At 69.5% G+C, this 21,477-nt stretch carries 20 protein-coding genes and 2 pseudogenes; 14 read left to right on the forward strand and 8 right to left on the reverse strand.

The features are described 5' to 3' along the window. Window positions 1–206 precede the first annotated feature (206 nt). Window positions 207–1,139 carry a LysR family transcriptional regulator gene (locus F4562_RS01565; protein ID WP_184546360.1) on the reverse strand — a complete coding sequence of 311 codons (933 nt, stop codon included), beginning with the start codon at window positions 1,137–1,139 and terminating at the stop codon, window positions 207–209. 109 nt (window positions 1,140–1,248) lie between these two features. Here F4562_RS01565 and F4562_RS01570 point away from each other — a divergent pair, with 109 nt between their 5' ends. The 12 genes and pseudogenes from F4562_RS01570 to F4562_RS34495 form a co-directional block, all read left to right on the forward strand. Further along, window positions 1,249–2,268, forward strand: a complete 1,020-nt coding sequence (locus tag F4562_RS01570) for a fumarylacetoacetate hydrolase family protein (RefSeq protein WP_184546362.1) — start codon at window positions 1,249–1,251, stop codon at window positions 2,266–2,268. Beyond that, the gene (locus tag F4562_RS01575) at window positions 2,268–3,227 is read left to right on the forward strand and encodes a cyclase family protein (protein ID WP_221207699.1); all 960 of its coding nucleotides are present in this window, start codon (window positions 2,268–2,270) and stop codon (window positions 3,225–3,227) included. Before F4562_RS01570 ends, F4562_RS01575 begins: the two co-directional genes overlap by 1 nt. A gap of 7 nt (window positions 3,228–3,234) precedes the next feature. After that, window positions 3,235–4,362 carry an FAD-dependent monooxygenase gene (locus tag F4562_RS01580; RefSeq protein WP_184546367.1) on the forward strand — a complete coding sequence of 376 codons (1,128 nt, stop codon included), beginning with the start codon at window positions 3,235–3,237 and terminating at the stop codon, window positions 4,360–4,362. A gap of 14 nt (window positions 4,363–4,376) precedes the next feature. After that, the gene (locus tag F4562_RS01585) at window positions 4,377–5,408 is read left to right on the forward strand and encodes an amidohydrolase family protein (protein WP_184546369.1); all 1,032 of its coding nucleotides are present in this window, start codon (window positions 4,377–4,379) and stop codon (window positions 5,406–5,408) included. A gap of 12 nt (window positions 5,409–5,420) precedes the next feature. Further along, entirely contained in the window at window positions 5,421–6,359 is a 939-nt protein-coding gene (locus F4562_RS01590) for a VOC family protein (protein ID WP_184546370.1), read from the forward strand. A 22-nt stretch (window positions 6,360–6,381) separates the two neighbouring features. Beyond that, window positions 6,382–7,317, forward strand: coding sequence for a fumarylacetoacetate hydrolase family protein (locus F4562_RS01595; RefSeq protein ID WP_184546372.1), 936 nt, complete (start codon window positions 6,382–6,384; stop codon window positions 7,315–7,317). Window positions 7,318–7,539: 222 nt separating this feature from the next. Then, window positions 7,540–7,872, forward strand: coding sequence for a YnfA family protein (locus F4562_RS01600; RefSeq protein WP_184546374.1), 333 nt, complete (start codon window positions 7,540–7,542; stop codon window positions 7,870–7,872). 421 nt (window positions 7,873–8,293) lie between these two features. Next, complete coding sequence (locus F4562_RS01605; RefSeq protein WP_184546377.1) at window positions 8,294–8,728, forward strand: extracellular solute-binding protein; 435 nt, start codon at window positions 8,294–8,296, stop codon at window positions 8,726–8,728. Further along, window positions 8,725–8,865: a hypothetical protein gene (locus F4562_RS01610; RefSeq protein ID WP_184546379.1), complete on the forward strand. Its 141-nt coding sequence runs from the start codon at window positions 8,725–8,727 to the stop codon at window positions 8,863–8,865. The genes F4562_RS01605 and F4562_RS01610 overlap by 4 nt, the downstream gene beginning before the upstream one ends. Before the next feature lie 279 nt (window positions 8,866–9,144). Continuing rightward, complete coding sequence (locus tag F4562_RS01615; protein WP_221207700.1) at window positions 9,145–12,078, forward strand: Ig-like domain-containing protein; 2,934 nt, start codon at window positions 9,145–9,147, stop codon at window positions 12,076–12,078. A gap of 206 nt (window positions 12,079–12,284) precedes the next feature. Continuing rightward, a pseudogene (locus F4562_RS34490) lies at window positions 12,285–12,500 on the forward strand (IS30 family transposase); the annotation flags it as partial. 390 nt (window positions 12,501–12,890) lie between these two features. After that, window positions 12,891–13,133 (forward strand): annotated as a pseudogene (locus tag F4562_RS34495) (IS30 family transposase); the annotation flags it as partial. Between the two features lie 103 nt (window positions 13,134–13,236). Here F4562_RS34495 and F4562_RS01625 read toward each other — a convergent pair. The 5 genes from F4562_RS01625 to F4562_RS01645 all read right to left on the reverse strand — a co-directional run bounded on the left by F4562_RS01625 (window position 13,237) and on the right by F4562_RS01645 (window position 18,368). Further along, window positions 13,237–14,322: an MBL fold metallo-hydrolase gene (locus F4562_RS01625; RefSeq protein WP_184854755.1), complete on the reverse strand. Its 1,086-nt coding sequence runs from the start codon at window positions 14,320–14,322 to the stop codon at window positions 13,237–13,239. Window positions 14,323–14,348: 26 nt separating this feature from the next. Next, window positions 14,349–15,227, reverse strand: a complete 879-nt coding sequence (locus tag F4562_RS01630; RefSeq protein WP_184546388.1) for a glycosyltransferase family 2 protein — start codon at window positions 15,225–15,227, stop codon at window positions 14,349–14,351. Between the two features lie 182 nt (window positions 15,228–15,409). Continuing rightward, entirely contained in the window at window positions 15,410–16,564 is a 1,155-nt protein-coding gene (locus tag F4562_RS01635) for a DegT/DnrJ/EryC1/StrS family aminotransferase (RefSeq protein WP_184546390.1), read from the reverse strand. Further along, window positions 16,561–17,622 (reverse strand): NAD-dependent epimerase/dehydratase family protein, encoded by a 1,062-nt coding sequence (locus tag F4562_RS01640; protein ID WP_184546392.1) that lies wholly within the window; start codon window positions 17,620–17,622, stop codon window positions 16,561–16,563. The genes F4562_RS01635 and F4562_RS01640 overlap by 4 nt, the downstream gene beginning before the upstream one ends. A gap of 86 nt (window positions 17,623–17,708) precedes the next feature. Beyond that, window positions 17,709–18,368 carry a hypothetical protein gene (locus tag F4562_RS01645; RefSeq protein WP_184546394.1) on the reverse strand — a complete coding sequence of 220 codons (660 nt, stop codon included), beginning with the start codon at window positions 18,366–18,368 and terminating at the stop codon, window positions 17,709–17,711. A 45-nt stretch (window positions 18,369–18,413) separates the two neighbouring features. Here F4562_RS01645 and F4562_RS36175 point away from each other — a divergent pair, with 45 nt between their 5' ends. Next, window positions 18,414–18,872 (forward strand): hypothetical protein, encoded by a 459-nt coding sequence (locus tag F4562_RS36175; protein WP_311733908.1) that lies wholly within the window; start codon window positions 18,414–18,416, stop codon window positions 18,870–18,872. Continuing rightward, on the forward strand, window positions 18,821–19,918 hold the full coding sequence (locus F4562_RS01650) for an IS3 family transposase (RefSeq protein ID WP_311733927.1): 1,098 nt from the start codon (window positions 18,821–18,823) through the stop codon (window positions 19,916–19,918). The genes F4562_RS36175 and F4562_RS01650 overlap by 52 nt, the downstream gene beginning before the upstream one ends. On the opposite strand, the gene F4562_RS01655 is transcribed toward F4562_RS01650, so the two are convergent. Further along, window positions 19,892–20,644, reverse strand: a complete 753-nt coding sequence (locus tag F4562_RS01655; protein WP_184540403.1) for a hypothetical protein — start codon at window positions 20,642–20,644, stop codon at window positions 19,892–19,894. The two genes, F4562_RS01650 and F4562_RS01655, sit on opposite strands and share 27 nt — an antisense overlap. 7 nt (window positions 20,645–20,651) lie before the next feature. Continuing rightward, window positions 20,652–21,392, reverse strand: a complete 741-nt coding sequence (locus F4562_RS01660) for a hypothetical protein (RefSeq protein WP_184540404.1) — start codon at window positions 21,390–21,392, stop codon at window positions 20,652–20,654. Between the last annotated feature and the right edge of the window lie 85 nt (window positions 21,393–21,477).

Raw genomic sequence — 21,477 nt, forward strand, 5'->3', positions numbered from 1 at the left:
GAGGCTTCTCCCGGCGACCGGCCCTTGTGACTCACCTCACTCTGGAGGATCCCTTTGGATTTGACAAATAGATAATCAAGATGGGTGAATCCATCACGTGGATGGTGTTGTATCGCTCTCCCACCTCCAGGCGTGGGCGTGCACAGCATGATCCGTACCCTTTCGAACCCCGTCACAGGGCTTGGACCGGGAGTCCACTGACGCGGCTACACCGAGGCGTCCCGGCTGCCATCAGGTTCAATGATCTTGTTCGCCACCCGGGCCGCCATCTCGCGCAGCCAGATGTGCGCCGCGTCCTGGCTGTGCACGGGATGCCACCACAGGGCCTCCTGGAGGGGCATGGCCTCGAAAGGGCAGGGCAGCACGCGGACCGGCGCGAGCCCGCGCAGCAGCCGGGCCAGGCGCCGCTGGATCAGGGCGACCCTGCCGGTTCCGGCCACCAGGTTGGGCAGCAGGTGGAAGTTCTGCACGGACACCTCCACCCGCGGTTCCAGGCCCAGCATGCTCAGCTGCCGGGTGACCGGCGCGTCGAACGTCCGCTGGTAGACCACCCAGGGCAGCCGGGCGAGGTCGTCCAGGGTGATGCGGTCGCCGATGCCGGGGTGGTCGGCGGCGACCAGGCAGACCCACTCGTCGCGGTACAGCTCCACCGCGGGGAACCCGCTGATCACGCCGTGCGGCATCAGCACGCCGTCGACGCCGCTGAGCACCGTGCCGGTGGCCTCCACGATCCCGGGGTCCACGTGCCGGAAGTGCAGCCGGACGCCGGGCGCCTCGGCGTGCAGGATCCGGGCGAGTTCGGCGCCGAACACCGCGATCGCGTAGTCGGAGGCGAGCAGGACGAAGTCACGCTGCTCGGTGGCCGGGTGGAAGTCCGCCCGGCTGGTGAACAGCCGCTCCAGCATGGCGCAGGCGTTCGTCGCGGGCACCTGCAACGCGGTGCCCAGAGGAGTCAGCTCGTAGCGGTTGCCCTTCCTGACCAGCAGCTCGTCGGAGAAGTGGTGGCGGAGCCTGGCCAGTGCGGCGCTGGTCGCCGGCTGACTGAGCCCGATCCGCGCGCCGGCCCGGGTGACGTTGCGCTCCTCCAGCAGCGCTCGCAGGGCGACGACCAGGTTGAGGTCCAGGCTGGCGAGGTTCACGCGTTCCCCCACGCTATCTGTGCAGTGGATGATTTTAATCCGAGGAATCGATTTCCCAGATCCTCTCTGATGGCCCAGGGTTAGGGCCACCACACCGGGAGGAAACCTCGTGGAAACATATCCCCCCCTGGCCGGTCCGTTCGCGCTCGGCACCTTCTCCTCCGGGAACGGCCCCGCCTTTCCCGGCCTGGTCACCGGCGATCGCGTCCTGGACTTGCGCACCGTCCCCGCGCTCGGCGCGCCGCCGGACGACGGCGGGCTCACCACCCGCACGCTGCTGGAGCGCTGGGACGACGCGCTGCCGCTGCTGCACGCCGCCGGGGGGTCGGCGGACGGCCGGTGGCTGCCGTCGGCCGGCCTGCGGGTGCACGCCCCGGTCGAGCCCCGGCAGATCCTGCAGTCCGGCGCCAACTACCGCACCCACGTCATCGACCTGGCGGTGGCACACGAGCCCGAGGGCGGCCGCCCCGCCGAACAGGTGCGGGCCGAGGTCGCGGCGATGATGGACCGCCGCGCGGCCGAGGACCAGCCGTACGTGTTCGTCGGCCTGCCGTCGGCGGTCACCGGCCCCTACGACGACGTGGTGATCCCGGCCTGGTGCGCCAAGCCGGACTGGGAGCTGGAGCTGGCGGCGGTGATCGGCCGTCCGGCCTTCCGTGTGCCGGTCGAGCGCGCAGCGGACCACGTCGCCGCCTACACCATCGCCAACGACCTCACGGCCCGCGAGCTGGTGTTCCGCCGTGACATGCCGGAGATCGGCACCGACTGGCTGCGGGCCAAGAACGCCCCGACGTTCACCCCGCTCGGCCCCTACCTGGTGCCGTCCGCCTTCGTCGCCGACCCCGGCGACCTGCAGGTGACGTTGAGGCTCAACGGCGAGATCATGCAGGACGAGTCCACCAAGGACATGATCTTCGACGTGGCGCGGCTGGTCTCCTACGTCTCGCAGACCGTGGAACTGCTCCCCGGCGATCTCGTGCTCACCGGCAGCCCGGCCGGCAACGGCATGCACTGGGGCCGGCTGCTGGAGCCGGGCGACGTGATGGAGGGGACGATCACCGGCCTGGGCCTCCAGCGCAACCGGTGCGTGGCCGAGTCCGCGCGGCCGGTCCCGCGGGGGGACGCGTGATGCCCGACCGCACCGACCCCGAGGGGGCCATCGCCGAGGCCGCCGCCCGCTGCTCCAACTGGGGCCGCTGGGGGGACGACGACGTGCTGGGAACCGTCAACTTCATCGACGAGGCCAAGCGCCGCGAAGGCGCGGCACTCGTCCGGCACGGCGTGTCCTTCTCGCTCTCCCAGCGTTTCGACGCCGACGGGCCGCAGAAGGGCTGGCGCCGCCGCACCAACCCGGTGCACACCATGACCGACACCGGCCTGGACGCCGTCCACGGCGGCCAGGGGTTCCCGCACGGATTCGGCGGCGCGGACGACGTCATCGCCATGCCGCTGCAGTGCTCCACCCAGTGGGACGGCCTGGGCCACATCTTCGACCACGGCAGGGCCTGGAACGGCCGCCCCGCCGACCAGGTCGTCACCTCCGCCGGCGACCTGGTCACCGGCATCGAACACCTGGCCGCGTCCGTCGCGGGCCGCGGCGTCCTGCTCGACGTCGGCCGCGTCGTCGGGGACGGCGGAGAACTGCCGGACGGCTTCGCCATCACCGAGGAGCACCTGACCGCCACCGCGCGAGCGCACGGCGTCACGGTCGGCCGCGGCGACATCGTGTGCGTGCGCACCGGGCAGCTCACCCGGGCCCGCCGCGACGGCTGGGGCGACTACGCCGGCGGCCCGGCCCCCGGCCTGTCCTTCACCACCGCCGGCTGGCTGCACCGCACCGAGATCGCCGCCGTCGCCACCGACACCTGGGGCTTCGAGGTGCGGCCCAACGAGTTCGACCACGCCTTCCAGCCGCTGCACCAGGTGGTCATCCCGCACATCGGCCTGCTCATCGGCGAGATGTGGGACCTGGACGCCCTCGCCGGGCACTGCGCCGCCGACGGCGTCCACGAGTTCTTCCTGACCGCCGCCCCGCTGCCCGTCACCGGCGCGGTCGGCTCCCCCGTCAACCCCATCGCCATCAAGTGAGGCCGCCATGGCAGCAGTAGGGAACGTCCTCATCGTCGGCGGCGGCACCGCCGGATCGGCCCTGGCGATCCTGCTCGCCCGCGGCGGCGTCGCCGTGGACATCGCGGAGATCAAGCCGGAGCTCACCGCGCTCGGCTCGGGCATCACGCTGCAGGGCAACGCGCTGCGGGTGCTGCGCGACCTCGGCGTCTGGGACCGGGTCGGCGCCGCGGGCTTCGCCTTCGACTCCCTCGGGCTCCGCACCCCCGGCGGAGACCTCATCGCCGAGATCCCCGACGCCCGCACCGGCGGCCCCGACCTGCCGGCGACGCTCGGCATGAACCGTCCCGAGCTGGCCGCGATCCTCGCCGACGCCGTACGCGACGCCGGGGCCCGGATCAGGCTCGGCCTGACCGTGAACGCCCTCACCGACACCGGCGACGGCGTGCGGGCGGAGCTGTCCGACGGGACCTCCGGCACCTACGACCTGGTCGTCGGCGCCGACGGCATCCGCTCGAAGGTCCGCGGGATGATCGGCGTCGACGTCGCCCCCCGCCCGACCGGCATGGGCATCTGGCGCGTCCACACCCGCCGCCCCGAGCACGTCGAACGCACCGACCTGATCTACGGCGGCCCGTGCTTCATCGCCGGATACTGCCCGACCGGCCCGCAGAGCATGTACGCCTACCTGGTGGAGAGGGCCCGGCCCCGCGAGTCGGTCGCCGACGCCGACAAACCCGCCCACATGCTGGCCCTCGCGCAGGGCTACGGCGGAACCTGGGACGAGATCCGCGCGGACATCACCGACCCGGGCCGGATCAACTACACCTGGTTCGAGTCGCTGCTGGTGGACCGCCCCTGGAACCGCGGCCGCACCGTCCTGATCGGTGACGCCGCGCACGCCTGCCCGCCCACCCTGGCCCAGGGGGCCGCCCAGTGCCTGGAGGACGCCGCCGTCCTCGCCGAACTGCTGCTGGCCGCCGACCGGCTCGACCGGTCGCTGTTCGACGCCTTCACCGACCGCCGGTACGAGCGGGTCAGGGCCGTGGTGGAGGCGTCCCTGCAACTGGCCGACTGGCAGCTGAACCCCGTACCGGGCGCCGACGTGCCCGGCCTGATGGGCCGCACCGCCGCGATGGTGACGCAGCACCCATGAGAGACGGAACGCCCATGAGCATCGCGCTCCCGAACGCCACACCCGCGGACGGCGCACCCGTACGGACCGTCGACGTGCACGCGCACGTGATCCTGCCGCGGGTCGAGCAGGCCGTGGCCGGGCAGCCCGGACTGGACGCGCACCGGGAGCTGGACGCGCGCCGCAACGGGCCCGAGTCCCTGGCGGTCTCCGGCCGGATGGTCGGCGAGCGCGTCCCCCGGCTCACCCGGGTGCCGGCGCGGCTGGCCGACATGGACGCCGCCGGGGTGGACGTCCAGATCGTCAGCCCGTCGCCCTCGCACTACCACTACTGGGCCGGCGAGGAGCTCGCCGAGCAGGTCTGCCGGCTGGCGGGCGAGGGCGTGGCCGAGCACTGCGCGCAGGCCCCCGACCGGCTCCACGGCCTCGGCCTGGTCCCGCTCCAGCACCCCCCGCTGATGGTGAGGCTGCTGGACCACGCCCTCGGCCTGGGGCTCAAAGGTGTGGAGATCTCCTCGCACGCCCCCGGCCGGGAGCTGTCGGACCGGGCCTACGAGCCCTTCTGGGCCCACGCGGCCCGCACCGGCGCGGTGGTCTTCCTGCACCCGTTCGGGTGCACCCTGGACGAGCGGCTGGACCGCTTCTACCTGTCCAACATCGTCGGGCAACCGGCCGAGAACGCCGTCGCCCTCTCCCACCTGATCTTCTCCGGGGTGCTGGACCGCCACCCCGCGCTGAAGGTCCTGGCTGCGCACGGCGGCGGCTACCTGCCCACCTACCTGGGCCGGGCCGACCACGGCTGGCGGGTACGGCCCGAAGCGCGCGGCTGCGCCGAACCGCCCAGCGCCTACCTGCGACGCGTCTGGTTCGACTCCCTCGTCTACGAGCCCGCCGCCCTGCGCGCTCTCGTCGAGGTCGCCGGGCCCTCCCGGGTGGTGCTCGGCTCCGACCATCCCTTCGACATGGGCGTCACCGACCCCGTGGACCGGCTGCGCGCCGCCGGGCTCGATCCGGACGCCTTCGACGCGATCCGCGGACGCAACGCCGCCGCCCTCTTCGACCTGTAAGGAGCACCCGCCGTGCCCGACCGTCTCATCACCCACCTGCGCCACGTCGACCTGGCCGTGCCCGACCACGCCAGGCAACGGGAGTTCTACTCCGGCGTCTGGGGCCTGACCGAGGTCGCCTCCGACACCGGGATCTCGTTCCTGGCCGCCGAGGGCTCACCCGAGCAGTACGTCATCCGGTTGCGCCAGGCCGAGGAGAAGCGGCTCGACCTGGTCGCCTTCGGCGCGGCCACCCCCGCCGACGTCGACGCCCTGGCCGAGCGGCTGCGCGCGGCGCGGGTCCGGCTGATCTCCGAGCCGGGGAGGATCGACACCCCCGGCGGCGGGTACGGCTTCCGCTTCTTCGACCTCGACGGCCGCACCGTCGAGGTCTCCGCCGACGTCGCCGTCCGCGTCCACCGCAGGCTGGAGCCCAAGGAGTCGGTCCCGGTGCGGCTCTCCCACGTCGTGCTCAACTCCCCCGACATCGACGCCACCCGCACCTGGTACGAGACCCACCTGGGTTTCGCGCTGTCCGACACCCTCGCCCACCCGCGGATGGGCCGGGTCATGCACTTCATGCGCTGCAACCCGCAGCACCACAGCGTGGCCATCGCCCGCGGCCCGCACGCCTCGCTGCACCACATCAGCTTCGAACTGCGCGGCCTGGACGAGTACATGTACGGCACCGGGCGGCTGCTGCGCTCCGGTACGCGGATGATCTGGGGTCCCGGCCGTCACCTCGCCGGGGACAACACCTTCGCCTACTTCCTCGACCCGCACGGCAACACCGTGGAGTACACCACCGAGCTGGAGGAACTGGACGAGGACACCTGGCACCCGCACGTCCACGACTTCTCCCAGCCCGACGTCACCGACCAGTGGGGCACCGCCAACCCGATGAACGAACTGGTCGCCAAGGAGTCGTTCAACGACGTCGACCGCGGCGTGTTCGTCGCCCCGCCGGTCTGACCCCAGCCCTCCGGAGAGCATCATGCGTCTGGCCACCTACCGGCACCGGAATCTGCGCCGCTGCGGCATCGTCGACGGCGACTCGGTCCTGCCCTTCCCGGAGGGGACCGAGCTCCTCGACGTCGTCCGCACCGGTTCCGTCCCGGCCACCGGAGCGGCCGTATCACTGGCCGGGGTGCGGCTGCTCCCGCCGATCGAGCCGCCCTCGGTCCGCGACTTCGTCACCTTCGAGGAACACGTCGAGGGCGTCCGGCGCAGCGTGAGCGGCGCGGCGGGCGTCCCCGGCGCCTGGTACGACGCGCCGACCTTCTACTTCGCCAACCCCCACGCGATGATCGGCGCCCACGACGACGTCCCGGTACCGCCCGGCTCCAACGTCCTGGACTTCGAACTCGAGGTGGCCGCGGTCATCGGCCGCGAGGGCCGCGACCTCTCCCCCGGACAGGCCCGCGACCACATCTTCGGCTACACGATCTTCAACGACTGGTCGGCCCGCGACCTGCAGTCCAGGGAGATGCAGGTCGGCCTCGGCCCCTGCAAGGGCAAGGACTCCGCCACCACCCTCGGCCCGTGGCTGGTCACCGCCGACGAGCTGGAACCCTACCGCGACGCCGACGGCTTCCTGCGGCTCGCGCTGACCGCCGAGGTCAACGGAGTCGAGGTGGGCCGGGACCTGCTGTCCAACATGGGCTGGCCGTTCGAGGAACTGGTCGCCTACGCCTCCCGGGGCACCCGGGTGCTGCCCGGCGACGTGCTCGGCTCCGGCACCTGCGGCAACGGCGGCTGCCTCGCCGAGCTGTGGGGCCTGCGCGGCCGCCAGGACCCGCCGCCGCTGAAGCCGGGCGACACCGTCACCCTCACCGTCGAGGGCGTCGGCACCGTCTCCAACACGGTCGTCCCCGGAGCCACGCCGGTACCGCTCCCGCCCGCCCGTACCCGGCCGCGCACCCGTCCCTGACCCGGACCCCGGGCCTCCGCCGGGGCCTCGGGGTTCCGGCGGGGCCTCGGGGTTCCGGCGGGGCCTCAGGGCTACGGCAGGTCCTCGGGGTTCCGGCGGGGCCTCGGCGGGGACCTTCGCCCTTCGGAGACGCGGCCGTGAACGGGCGCCGGCGCGCCGTGGCCCCGGCCCGGTGGCGGCCCGGCGGCGACCCGGCCGGTGGCATGTGCTGCACTACCAGCCATGACGATCGTCCGTTCGCTGGTGTTGTTCGCCCTGGCCGCCGTGTTCGAGATCGGCGGCGCCTGGCTGGTGTGGCAGGGCTGGCGCGAGCACCGCGGCCCGGCGTGGATCGCCGCCGGGATCCTCGCCCTGGCCGCCTACGGGTTCGCCGCCACCTTCCAGCCGGACGCGCACTTCGGCCGGATCCTGGCCGCCTACGGCGGGGTGTTCGTCGCCGGGTCCCTGGCGTGGGGAATCGTCGTGGACGGATTCCGCCCGGACCGCTGGGACGTGATCGGCGCCGTGATCTGCCTGGCCGGGGTGGCGGTCATCATGTACGCCCCGCGCGGATAGGCGACCGGGTGAGGGGGCGGGCCTGACGTCACGGCACAGGTCCGCACTGAATGACTCTTGAACTAGTGAGACAGGCGAAATAACATCACCTATCGATAGGCGTTTAGTGATCAGCTTTCACGCCTGGTCCGGTGGCATTTCGATCGCCGGCGGGGCACCGGCTCATCACGACGAGCAGGACTTCACACGACGGCCATCCGACGCCGGCGACGGGTGGCCGGACCACCGCCCCCTGCCCGACGGCGAGGCCCGAGCCGGTACGGACCGGGGAATCCGAGAGCGACGACCCCATCGAAGAACGAAAAAGAGGCACATGGACAGGTGGCGATTACTGGCGGCCGCGGCGACGGCCGTCGCGTTGACGGCGACGTCGGCGTGCGGCGGCGATACAGGCGGCGCATCCGGGAGGACCACGCTGCGCATGATCGTCAACATCACCCCCAACCTCACCGAACAGTTCTGGAACAAGCTGTTCGACATCTACGAGGCCAAGAACCCGGGGGTGGCGGTACAACTGGAGCTCACCGGCACGATCAAGGCCGAAGCCAAGCTGCGGCAGGACCTGGCCACGGGCGACCCGCCCGACATCGCGCAGCACGTGGTGCCCACCCCGGAGACGGCCGAGCTCTTCGTCGACCTGTCCGGCCAGGCGTGGGCAGCCGGGACACCCCTGTTCGAGGACTACGCCATCGGCGGCAAGCACTACGTCGTCGGCGTCGGCGAGCAGATCCAGTCGCTGGTCTTCTACAACAGGAAGGCGTTCGCCGAGGCCGGCCTGGACGCCAAGAAGATCCGCACCATCCCCCAGTTCGAGGAGGCGATGGGCAAGCGATTCTCGACGAGGCCCCGTCCGTGATCGTCAAGCAGGGCGAGCGCCAGCCGGTTCAGGGCTACCCCGAGGAGCTGAACACACGGATCCAGTCCCTGTTCACCGGCGCCTCGGCCGGTGACGTCGCGGCGAAGCTGGATCAGTGGTGGGACTCGCAGGGCTGAGCACGGACCGCGTGCGGCCGCTCGCACCGAGTCCCGAATCCGACCACCCTGCCCCCCTGCCACCGGCAGCCGGCGCCGCCACCTCCGCGCCGCGGCGATGAGCGCGGAAACGCTCACCTGCGGTTCGACGGCCGGTGCCCTCAAGGGCTGAGGCGCCGAACGGCGACCTCCCGCATGGCTCATCCCTCCCCCCAACCCGGAAAGGCGGGAATCGTCTCCATGAAACGACGGCTGCGAGCCACATTGGTGGCTTGCCTTCTCTTCGCGGCGATACCCGCCGTGGCGCAGGCCGAGACCGCGTCACGGCACCCCGGAACGGCGCTCTACGTCGCGCCTGACGGGAACGACTCGAACAACGGGACGAAAGGTCGCCCCCTTCGCACCCTCGAAGGGGCCAGGGACGCGATCAGGAAGCTGAAGGCCCGCCGGGGTCTGCCTCCCAAAGGCGTGACCGTCTACCTGCGGGAAGGGACCTACGAACGTAGTGCGTCCTTCACCCTCGACCAGCAGGACTCCGGTACGGCGAAGGCGCCGATCGTCTACCGCTCCTACCCCGGTGAGACGGCACGACTCACCGGCGGACGGCAGTTGGATCACGACAGCTTCACCGCGGTGACCGACGACGCCGTGCTGCGGCGCATCGTCGACGAGCCGGCGCGCGGCAAGGTCCGCCAGGTCGACCTGGCGGCCCTGGGCATCACCGACTACGGGCAGCTCAGCCGCCACGGCTACTGGAAGGCCAACGACGTCAGCCTCGTTCCCCCCATGGAGCTGTACGTGGCGGGCCAGGGCATGACCCTCGCCCGGTGGCCGAACGGCGGCACGGTCCAGATGGGCCAGATCGTCGATGCCGGCCCCACCGTGAAGGACCCCGACCTGCAGAATCGCGGAGGGACGTTCGGCTACACCCACGACCGGCCGCGGCACTGGACCCAGGCCGAGGACATCTGGCTGGACGGCATCTTCGGTCACAGCTGGGAATGGTCGTACAACAAGATCGCGTCGATCGACACCCAGGCCAAGAGGATCACCCTGCGGTACGGCGAGATGTCCGGTCTCATGAAGACCTGGTATCCGGACTTCCATTTCGCCGAGAACCTCCTGGAGGAACTCGACGCCCCGGGCGAGTACTACATCGACCGGAAGAAGGGCGTGCTGTACCTGGTGCCCAACGCCGCCTTCCGCGGCAAGCAGGGCGATGTCACGGTCACCATGCTCAAGGAGCCGATGATCCGGACCGCCAACGCCTCACACGTCTCCTTCCGGGAACTGGTGATGGAATACGGGCGGAGCCTGCCCGCCGTCATCCTCGGCGGCAGCGACGTCACCATCGAGCGGAGCGACATCCAGAACTTCGCCGACGGCGGCGTGTACATCAACTCGGCGGGCCGCTACGTCTATGACGGCATTCCGGACAAGTCGAAAGGCCGCAACCATGCCGTGGTGTCCTCCACCATCCGGCACGTCGGCGGCGTGGGCGTCGTCCTCAACGGCGGCGACGACAAGACCCTGGCGCCGGGCCGCAACCGCGTGGAGAACTCACACATCCACGACTTCGCCTACTACCACAAGGCGTACAACCCCGGCGTGATGTTCGACGGCGTGGGGAACCAGGCCCGCGGCAACGAGATCCACGACGCGCCGCATCCCGGCATCATCGTCCACGGGAACGATCATCTGATCGAGTACAACGACATCTACGACATCTGCCAGACCTTCCAGGACCTCGGCGCCATCTACATGAACGCCGGCATGACGCCGCACGAGCGGGGCACCGTGATCCGGCGCAACTACTTCCACCACATCGGCGAAGGGCGGGCCGGCGTCGAGGGCGTCTACCCCGACAACCTCACGATGGGCCTGACCATCGACGAGAACGTCTTCTACCGGATGGGCAACGACGCCATCAAGAGCGGCTCCGGTGACCGCATCAAAGCCAGGAACAACATCTTCGTCGACACTCACGTCCCTTACGACAACTACGAGATGTGGATGGGCGACCAGCCGGGCAACACGGTCGACAAGCACTACATGCCGGCCTGGAAGAAGCTGTTCGAGGAGAACAACGGGTTCGTCGGCACGCCGTACGCCAGGAAGTACCCCGAACTGCTGACCTTCTTCGAGGAGAACCACTACTACCCCGCGAAGAACTTCTTCGAGAACAACCTCGTCTGGAACCCCGAGCTCAAAAGGGGCCCCGGCGTGAACGAGCACGGTGCGCGGGACGTCAAGAACCTGCTCAACTACGCCGGCAACTGGGTCGCGGACCAGAACCCCGGATTCGTCGACTGGAAGGCCGGAGACTTCTCCCTGACGGCGGACGCCGAGGTCTTCAAACGCATTCCCGGCTTCAAGGCCGTTCCGTTCGGCCGGATCGGCACCCAGGGCAAGGTCGGGCTGCCGCACGGACCCGGCGAGATCGAGCTGACGGGCCTCCACCTTCCCGACGACGAGCTCACCGTGCCGCTGGGCAGGACCGTGTCCTTCCCCGCCGAACCGGTTCCGTGGAACGCGACGAACCGGGCGGTGACGTACACCAGCGGCGACACCTCGATCGCCACCGTCGACGGCTCCGGATCGATCACCGCGCTGGCGCCGGGCAAGACCACCGTCTCGGTCGTCGCGAACGCCGACCCGAAGCTCACCGACACGGTCACCGTCACCGTGAGCGAGGGTGACGGCGTCATGCACCGCACCGATTTCGAGTCCGGCGGCAACGGCTGGCCCGTCGACTCCAACCGCAGCATCGTCGACGACGGCACCGGCAACCACTGGTACCGCCTGGTCAAGGGTGCCAACGGGCTGCTCGACCGCACCTTCACCGACTACGCGCTGACCTACCGGCTGAAGACTCCCGCTCAGGTGCCTGACGGCGCCGTCCTGCTCATGTACGACCGCCAGGGCCCGACCCCCGGCGGCTACGTCCGCTACCGGCACACGGCGTCGGGACCGACCTGGACCCTGTACGACTCGCAATGGCGGACGTTGCGCCAGGTCGTCCTGCCGGCGGAGCGGGGCCTGCGACCGGACACGGTTCACAACCTCCGGATGGTCGTCCGAGGCCCGTCCATCAGCGTCCACGTCGACGACGAACTCGTCATCGAGGGTGAGAACCCGACGCACAACCCCTCCGGCAAGGTCGGGTTCTACACCGACGGCTTCACCCGCCTCGACTTCGACGACGTCACCTTCTCCCTTGTCCGGACACCCTGACCGCTATCGGCACAGCCCATGAGAAGGCCCCCGCCGTCGTCTTCCGTTCTAGTGTTCGTCGCAACACCCCAGCATGAAGGGGTGCGATGGACTTCGAGATCCGGAAGGACCGAAGACCGCAGGGGCCACGAGCCCTGGTCCGTGAGCGGGAGGAATACTTCCGGCTCATGGATCAGGGCTTCAGTACGCGCGAGGCGGCCCGGATCATGGGAATCAACCTGCGAACCGGAAAGAAGTGGAGAAACGGGCACCACTCGCCCGGCAAGGCAGGCAAGCCCACACCCCCGATCCATCAGGCACGGCCCAGCCACCCAGCCGACCTGGAAGTCCCGCCCTTCCGCTCTTCGCGATACCTGAACGAGAACGAGCGCGTTCACATCGCCGACCGGATCCGTGAGGGCGCCTCCATCCGGGCCGTCGCCGCCGAGCTGGGCCGTAGCCCGTCGACCGTGAGCCGGGAGATCCGCCGCAACCGGGCGGCCCATGCCCAGGGGCGGCTTCGCCTACCAGCCGTTTCACGCCCAGCGGCGTGCCGAGCGGCGCCGGGCCCGGCCCAAGCACGGCAAGATCGGCCACAACGCCGAGCTGCGGGACTTCATCCAGCAGCACCTCACAAGGCGCTGCTGGGGCAGGTGGCGGCGATTTGCCCGACCCCGACCATGGTGATCGCCCACGCCGATGCGTCCAACATCGACCAGACACCGGGCCGAACTGAAGCCTGCCACCTGGAGACCCGGGACGTGCCTATCATCGCCGCGGCCCTACAGTCTCCCTACGTGCTCATCCAGCACTACGACGCCGCCTACCAAAGCTTCACGACGGCCACCGACATCCCCGTCTACTTCTGCAACCCGGCCAGCCCGTGGCAGCGTGGTTCCAACGAGAACACCAACGGCCTGCTGCGCCAGTACTTCCCCAAGGGCACCGACCTGTCCGCCCACAGCCCCGAGCAGTTGGCCGCTGTCGCTGCTGAACTCAACAACCGCCCCCGCAAGATCCTCGACTGGCAGACCCCCACCGAGCTCTTCGCTAAGCTCGTCGCAACAGTCGATTGACCCCGTGTTGCGAAGATCGCTGGAATTCACCCCGTCCGGGTGGGGCCAGTTCAGACCGTCCTAACCAACGCTGCGTGGGCCGGATATATACGAGGCGATTTGTTCAGAGACGTGCCTGCTTCTGGAGGTAGTCGGCAACGGCGGATGCCGCGTCGCTGCCCAGAACGATGCTGTAGTCGATGATCCCCTCGACAGCCAGCGTCAGGCGCAGGCCGCTGGCCGACGGTAAGACCCGCGTGGGGAGGTCGCTTCGGTCAAGCTGCCGCTGGAGCCACACCGCCTGAGCGATGCGGTACTCGGTGGCGGAGTAGGCGGCGTCGTAGTGTTGGATGAGCACGTAGGGAGACTGTAGGGCCGCGGCGATGATAGGCACGTCCCGGGTCTCCAGGTGGCAGGCTTCAGTTCGGCCCGGTGTCTGGTCGATGTTGGACGCATCGGCGTGGGCGATCACCATGGTCGGGGTCGGGCAAATCGCCGCCACCTGCCCCAGCAGGGCATCGGTGAGGTTGGTGTCGGAGGTGTACCAGATGTGCCCGGCCGTGCTCTCGTAGATCAGGCCGATCGCCGAGCGGGTTCGTCCGGCTTCCTCGGTGTGCAACGCCGGTACCGCGTGGAGAGTGATGTCGCCGACCCTGACCGAGGTTCTGCCGCGGCCGTCGGTCGCCGGGTGCGCGAGCGTGACCAAGTCCACCAACCCGCCCGGGCCCAGGTGGTAGGGGGAGAACGCGGCGAACCGCTCGGTTGCGGTGGGGTTGGCCAGTAACAGTTTGCGGTCGCCGGTGGCCGCGTAGCTGACCATGCCCTCCAGGCACGGGATCAGGCCTGCGTAGTGGTCCGGATGCAGATGCGTGACCGCGATGGCGTCCAGCTCCGACCAAGAGAACAGCCCGTGCTCGGTGAGCTGGAGCATCATGCCCAGGGCGGCTGGGCCGGGATCGACGAGCACGGTAGTGGCGGCGGTGCGGACCAGGTGGCCGCCGGCGCCACCGGAGAGCATCCCATACCGGCACCCCAGCGCCCCCAGCAGCAGCACCTCGCACGTACCGGATGCCGGCCGGGTCAGGTGCGGTGCTCTGGCTCCCCCAGGGCAGTGCATGGCGATGTCCGCAGCGTCGGCCGCCGCCAGGATCGCGACGAGCTCCTCATCGGGGGCCGTGTACAGGTGCGTGACGTCGGGTGTGCTGTGCATGAATCCCCCTGGCCTTCCCAAAACGTTCAAACGATCGGAGGGCGGCCAGCACGGGTCAACCGCAGCACGGTGGCCCAGGACATCGGACGGCGCTGGCCGTGCCCACCCTTGAAGCCTTCGCGCAGACCGGCGAACCAGACAGCGAGGTTCGCGCGGGAGCGGATTCGGACGAGGCTGAGCGCCGTCCAGACCGCCAGGTACAGGGGGATCAGGGGGGCGGGCAGGCGACGGTAGGCAATCCAGACGCGGTTGCGGGCGACCAGGCGGTAGTAGCCGGCGTGCCGGGCGGGGTTACTAGCCGGATGGTTGATGACAATGTCGGGCGCGTACCAGCCGGTGCGCCCCAGGTCCCACAGCCGCCAGGACAAGTCGATGCCTTCGTGGAAGAGGAAGAAGTGGCCGGGCCAACCTCCAGCCGCCTCGTAGTCAGCACGACGTACGAGGACCACTCCCTCGGCCATGACGGTGATGGTGCCGGGCCGGGTGGCGTCTCCGGCGCGTAGCCGCGGTACCCAGCGGCGCAAGGTAACCCCGGTGCCGGGGTCGGCGATGCGCGGCTGCACGTAGGCGGCTTCTGGACGGCTGCGGGCTTCGGTGACGAGCCGGGCCAGGACGTCGTCGGCGGGCAAGATGGCGTCGTTGTCGAAGAAGAACACGAACTCGCCACAGCCTGATCCGGCTAGAGCTTCAGCGCCGACGTTGCGGCCTTCAGGGATACCTACGTTGGCGGGAAGGGTAACGGTGCGCACACCAGCTGGCACATGGTCCGGCTCGACCCCATTGCCCACGATGACCACGCGTAACTCAACGTCCCGCTGGGCGAGGAGGGACGCCATCGCCTGTCGGAACTCGGCGGGCCGGTCGTTCATGGTGAGGACCACCACGTCGATGATCGTCGGAGTCATCACGTCTCCCGGACGGTGAAGCGCTCGGCGCGCAGAGCGGCGCCACCTGCTGGAGGGACGGGCGAGGCGGTCTTGTTGTGCCCGGTTCACCCTAGCGTCGCATCGGCGTAACGTCTCTCAAATGACATTCGGCGTGGTGCCTGCTTGCGAACTGCGCAGCTCACAAGCAGGCACCCCCGCAGTCAGCGGTTCCACAGAGCGTGGATGGCGGTGACGACTCGATCCACGTCCTGGGAGGTCATGCTGGGGTAGCAGGGCAGGGAGAGCTGACGGGCCGTAGCGGTCTCGGTGACCGGCAGCGGGTGCGTGACGGCACCGTCGTAGAGCTGCAAGGTGTGGACAGGCTTAAAGTGCCTGCTCGTCGCGATCCCATGGTCGGCCAGCAGGCGGTGGGCAGTTTCGTCGCGAGTGAGCGGTGCGCTGTCCGGATCAACGAAGATCGAGTAGAGGAACCAGCCGTGCTCAACGCCGGGCAGGACGGTCGGCGTGGCCAGGCCGGGCAGACCGGTCAGGGCCTGAGTGTAGGTGGCGGCGATCTCGGCGCGGCGGGCAGTGAAGGCCGGTAGCTTGGCGAACTGCTGGAGGCCGATGGCTGCTGTGACGTCGGGCATCACGTACTTCAGGCCGGGGACGACCACCTCGTAGTCGGCGGTGCTGCGGGTGCCGTGCCGCTGCCACACCGACGAGTCGATGCCGTGCCGTCCCAGCAGGCGGGCCCGCTGGACGAGTTCGCTCCGCCCGGCCAGCATGCCGCCCTCACCGGTCGTCATGACCTTGTTCGCGTAGAAGCTGAAGACCGCGAGGTCACCGACGCTGCCGGCGCGTTGCCCGTCGCGGCTGGCGTGCAGGGCATGGGCGGCGTCCTCGATCAGCAGGAGCCCGTGCTCGTCGGCCAGCTTGCGGAACGCGCGTAGGTCGCAGGGGTGCCCGCCGTAGTGCATGACGACGATCGCCTTCGTGCGGTCGGTGATCGCCGCTTCAGCGGCTTTCGGGCAGACGTTGAAGGTGACCGGTTCAACATCGACGAACACCGGTCGGGCTCCGACCTGCGTCAACACGTTCGGGGCAGCGCAGAAGGTCAGGCTCGGGGTGATCACCTCGTCACCGGGGCTGATGCCGGCGGCGAGGGCGGCGAGGTGGAGGGCCGCGGTGCAGGAGGACACCGCGAAGGTGTCCTCGACGCCGAGTGCGTCGCGCACAGCTTGCTCGAATCGGGTCGCCTTGGGGCCGTGGGTCAGCCATCCGGAAGCGAGGGTGTCGACGACCTCGGCGATCTCTTCGGCCCCGATCGACGGGCGGTTCCACGGCAGGGGCGGCGTGTCAATGAACTGGGTCACTGCGCGCTCCAATCAGCGGACATGTACTCGGCGTGCAGACGTTCGCATGCGGCGGACCGCAGCACGCTGATGTGCCCCGCGTCGCGGGAGGCCACCAAGCCCCGGTAGTTGTCGTACTCGGGCAGGTCCGGGTCTCCCAGTTCCTTGGCCGTCACCGCTTCGGCGATCTCACGCACACCGTCACGCAGCCGGGTCGGGCATGAGCCGGGGAAAGCAGCTGCGAGCCGGGCGAAGGACGTCCGGTAGTCACGCGCGTCCGCCTCGTCCCGCTCAAGGCCGCGGTCGATCCGCGACCCGGGCACCATCCGTTCGACGGTTTCGGCGATCTCCGCGATGGTGAAGTTCTCCCGGTCGGAGCCCACGTTGAAGGTCCGTTGCCCCGCGGGAGTGTTGAGAACGGCGGCGAGGATCTCGGCGACGTCGGTGACATGCACCAGCGGGCGCCGCTGCGATCCGCCGTTGAGCGGGATCCGGCCGGTCGCGACGGCCTGCGCGGTCATGCGGTTGACGACCGAGTCCAGGCGTTGACGCGGGGAACGGCCGTGCACCGTCGCCAGCCGCAGCACCGTCAGGTCGGCGCGGCCCTCCAGCAGGGTGCCCAGGCGCTGCTCGGCCAGGATCTTGGTGCGGGCGTAGATGCCCAGCGGGTTGGGGGCGGTGTCCTCATCGACAGTGCCGTCACGGCTGCCGTAGACGCTGCACGAGGAGAACAGCACGTAGTGGGCGATGCCGGCGGTGGCTACGGCCTCGGCTGCGATGACGGGGGAGGCGTAGTTGAGCTCGACGGCCAACCGCTCATCGACGGCGCAGGCGGGTTCACCCACCAGGCCGCCGAGGTGCACGACCGCGTCCGCGCCGGTCATCGCGCGGCGTAGCGCCGCAGGGTCACGCAGATCGGCGTGGACGAAGTTCGTGACGGTGGGCAGCAGACGGTGAGGGTCGTCGTCGCGCTGGTAGATCAGGCCGTCGACGGCGGTGACGTGGTGGCCGAGAGCGGTCAGGTGGCGGGTGGCGGCGGTGCCGAGGTAGCCGGCACCGCCGAGCAGGACGATATGCAATGGAGATCCTTTCCAAGGTGGTTGGGATTGTGAGGGTGAGGGCGGCTGGGGCTTAGGGACCGCCGCCCGGTCGGGACCACAGTCATTCAGCGGTTGCGGGAGAAAGCGGCCTTGCCCAGGGCGGTCATGTGCAGGTCGGTGAGACGCGGAACGAAGACCACGTCGAGGTGTTCCGTCGGGTGGAGTAGGCCCCGCTCGCAGGTCTCCGCCACCCACACTCGTGCCCCGGCCACCGGGTAGGCCGCCGGGTTAACGCCGATCTCCCCCTTCGGGAGAGTTCCGTTGAACGGAGTCGGGATCTTGTGGGTGCCCCAGTAGCTGTACACCTCTAGGGCCTTGGACTGCTCAAAGACGGCGAACAACTGCGGGTAGCGTCCGCTACTGCGCATCTCCCGGAAAAGGCCCTGTCCGAGCAGGTGAGGTGCGATCGCGGTGAGCGTGTTGAAGTCGCAGCCCTGGAACGTCACGGCTGCCGCGTCCTGGGAAGGAGCGAGCGCGAGGCAGGCGAACAGGTGCGACAGGCGGCGCCGCACGTAGGCGGCCACGCTGGATGCCAAGCCGGGCTCGACCTGCCGGATGAGGTACACCAGCCAGTTATGGTCCGGGCCGAAAAGCGCCGGGTTGAACAGGCGGCCCATGCTGGCAACGGCTGAGAACGCCAGCCGTTTGTAGAGGCGGTTGTTCATCTCCCCGGAGACCTCGGCGTACGCCCTCTCTGTCAGTCTCCTGTGAGACAGGGGACGCATGAGTCCTTCTGATGTGAAGCAGGGCGAGACAGGACGATCAAGACAGTGACGATGACCCTCGCCGACCAGACCGCCATGACCGGGCAGGATGGTCGCGTGACCGAACAGCAGCCGGGCCGGCCCAAGCGGCGCACCTTCACCAAGGCCTACAAGGCGCGGATCCTGGCGGCCTTCGACGCCCTGCCCGAGGGCAGCGCCGAGCGCGGCGCCCTGCTGCGCAAGGAACGGCTGTACCACTCCCACATCGAGCACTGGCGCAAGCAGGCCGAAAACGGCACCCTGGCCGCCTCGACGGGAAAACCGGCCCGCAGCGCCGAGGCCGAGGAGATGACCCTGCTGCGGGCCGAGAACAAGAAGCTCAAGGCCGAGGCTGCCAAGCTCGAAGCCCGCAACGAGAAACTCGCCGGCGAACTCGGAAAGACCAGAACGGCCCTGGACATCGCGGGAAAAGCATTCGCGCTGCTGCAGGACATCTCAAGCAGCGCGGACTCCGACAAGAGCTGAACCGGGTCCTCGATGAATACTTCCCCGATCTGGAGAAGTCGCTCGGTACGGCTAGAGCATGTGCGGTCTTCGGCACATCCCGGGCCACGCTGCATCGGCACCGCAACCCCGCCCCGCCCCGGCTGGGGCCGCGCCGACCGTTTCACCACCCGGCCGAGTTGACCGAGCAGGAGCGCGCCCAGGCGCTGGCGGTGCTGGACTCGCCCCGCTTCGCCGACAAGTCCCCGGGCCAGGTGTGGGCCACCCTGCTGGACGAGGGCGTCTACCTGTGCTCGCAGGCCACCATGTACCGGTTGCTGCGGATGCGCGGCACCTCGGGTGAGCGCCGTGCCCAGGCCGTCCACCCGGCCCGCAAGAAACCCGAGCTGACCGCCGACGGCCCGAACCAGGTGTGGTCATGGGACATCACGAAACTGAAAGGCCCGACGCGCGGGGTCTATTACCTGCTGTACGTCATCCTCGACATCTTCTCGCGGAAAGTCATCTGGTGGGAGATCTGGCCCACCGAGACCGGCGTTCTCGCCAAGGAGTTCATCGAGCACGCGATCGCCGCCAACGACGGGATCGCGCCGGAGGCGATCCACGCCGACCGCGGCACCGCGATGACGTCGAACACCGTCTCCGGGCTGCTGGCGCTGCTGGGCATCGACCAGTCCCATTCCCGGCCGCGTGTGTCCAACGACAACCCGTATTCCGAAGCGCAGTTCAAGACGCTCAAGTTCTGTCCGGCGTTCCCGGGCGGGTTCGGGTCCATCGAGGACGCGAACGTCTTCTGCGGGCAGTTCTTCCGGTACTACAACACCGAGCACCGCCATTCCGGGATCGGGATGCACACCCCGGGGTCGGTGCACGACGGCTCGGCACTCGAGATCCAGGCCCGGCGAGCAGCGACCCTGAACGCGGCGTTCCTGGCGCATCCCGAGCGGTTCCGTGGTCGGCGGCCGAGTCCGCCTCCGCTGCCCTCCCGGGTGTGGATCAACAAGCCGTCGACGGGTCTTGAAGTCGGCGAAGCCGCGGCCTCAGCACAGACACCGAACGTGGCTTGATGTCTCAACAGGTTTGACAGGTACCGACGCCTTGGTTTCGGGGCTCGTCGAGTGGAGCATCAGGTACTCCGACACCACCTCGAAGTACAGGTAGCCCAGGAACGGGAGGTTCGGTACGGCGGAGGCGAGGTGGTTGATGAACTCGGCGTCCGGCGTGCGCTGGCCGCAGGCGTTGGCCAGCAGGACGTCGAGGAAGCCAGCCGCCGCGTGTATCCGTGCCACCGCCGCCTGCCGAAGACGAGCGTCCTCGTCGTCGGTGAGGACGCCGCGGTGGGTGAAGTACGTACGCAGGTGGATACCGCCCAGTCGCAGGTAGTCGAGCCCTTTGGCGGGCACCGGAGCACCCGGGATGATCTCGATGACCAGGGGGCGGGTGTCGGGTTTGGTCTCCAGCAGGTAGGAGCCCAGGTTGTGGGGGCGCAGACCGGCGGGCTCTTTGGTGAGCAAAGCGCAGTAGAGCGCCCCCACCAGGCAGCCGGCGGAGGCGCACAACTGCCCGCTGGCGCGGATCGCGTCCAGGGCCGGGGTGACGTGCATCAGGTAGATCGGCTGTCCGCTGGCCAGTGTCGCCAGCATGGAGTTCTGTCCCAGCAGCCAGCCGTTGGGCGTCTCGAACTGGAGGTGGTGGCGCCAGTCGGACTCGCTGTCGACGAGTCCGGCCGGGCCGGGCCACACGGTGGGGGTGGTGTAGTCGGTGTGGGCGTAGTCCCATTCGGTGGCGTACATGGTGGTCCTACTGTCCGAAGGTGAAGGTCTGCAGGGCGTGGGTGAGTGCTTCGTGGTGCGCGACACCGTTGAGGCGGGCCTGCGCGCTGCGGGCCATGAGGTCGAAGGCGACCGGCTGGAGCCAACCGGGGATGGGAACACGCAGGTGTGACAGGTCGGGCCACCAGCGCTGCAACGGCAATCGGTAGCGGTCCAAACAGTCGGCGCCCTTCAACAGGTCGATCAGCAGCGGGACCCGTTCGTAAGCGCGGGTGTCCGCCGGCGTGAATGCCTCGTAGGAGATGTCGTGCAGGCCGATGGCTGTAGCTGCCCACGCCACGGCGTACGCGGGTAAGCGCTGGCCGAGCGCAGCCATGATGGTGTCGCCGTTGCTCGTGAGCCAGTGAGCGGCCCGCTTTCCATGCCCGGGGTCGGCGTGGTCGTCGTGCCGCCGGCAGTCGTGCACCGCCGCGGCCACGCACAGGGCTGTGGTGTGAACGCGGCTCAGCTCGTGTTCTTGGGCGAGCAGCGACGCGAGCACGCAGACACGAGCGCCATGCCCGATGCCGTGGATGGAATCGGCGAGTTCCGTGTTCGCGAACCAGGTGACCTCCGGCATCAGCAGGACAGGCCGGTGCGGCAGGACGGCCGGGGGGACTCCCACGGCGGGGCGATGCCGGACGATCCAGGTGAGCGTGGCCTGATCCATGACCTGATGGGCCGGCAGGAGCCCCTGCGCGGCGAGGTCCTTGAGCAGTCGCGAGGTCAAGGTGCCCTCCCAATGTCGGTGATCGTCAAGCCGGGGACAGGGATGGTCGCCTCCGCCGTGCGGGACCACCACGGCGGAGGCCGAG

Source organism: Streptosporangium becharense (assembly GCF_014204985.1).
Classification (GTDB): domain Bacteria; phylum Actinomycetota; class Actinomycetes; order Streptosporangiales; family Streptosporangiaceae; genus Streptosporangium; species Streptosporangium becharense.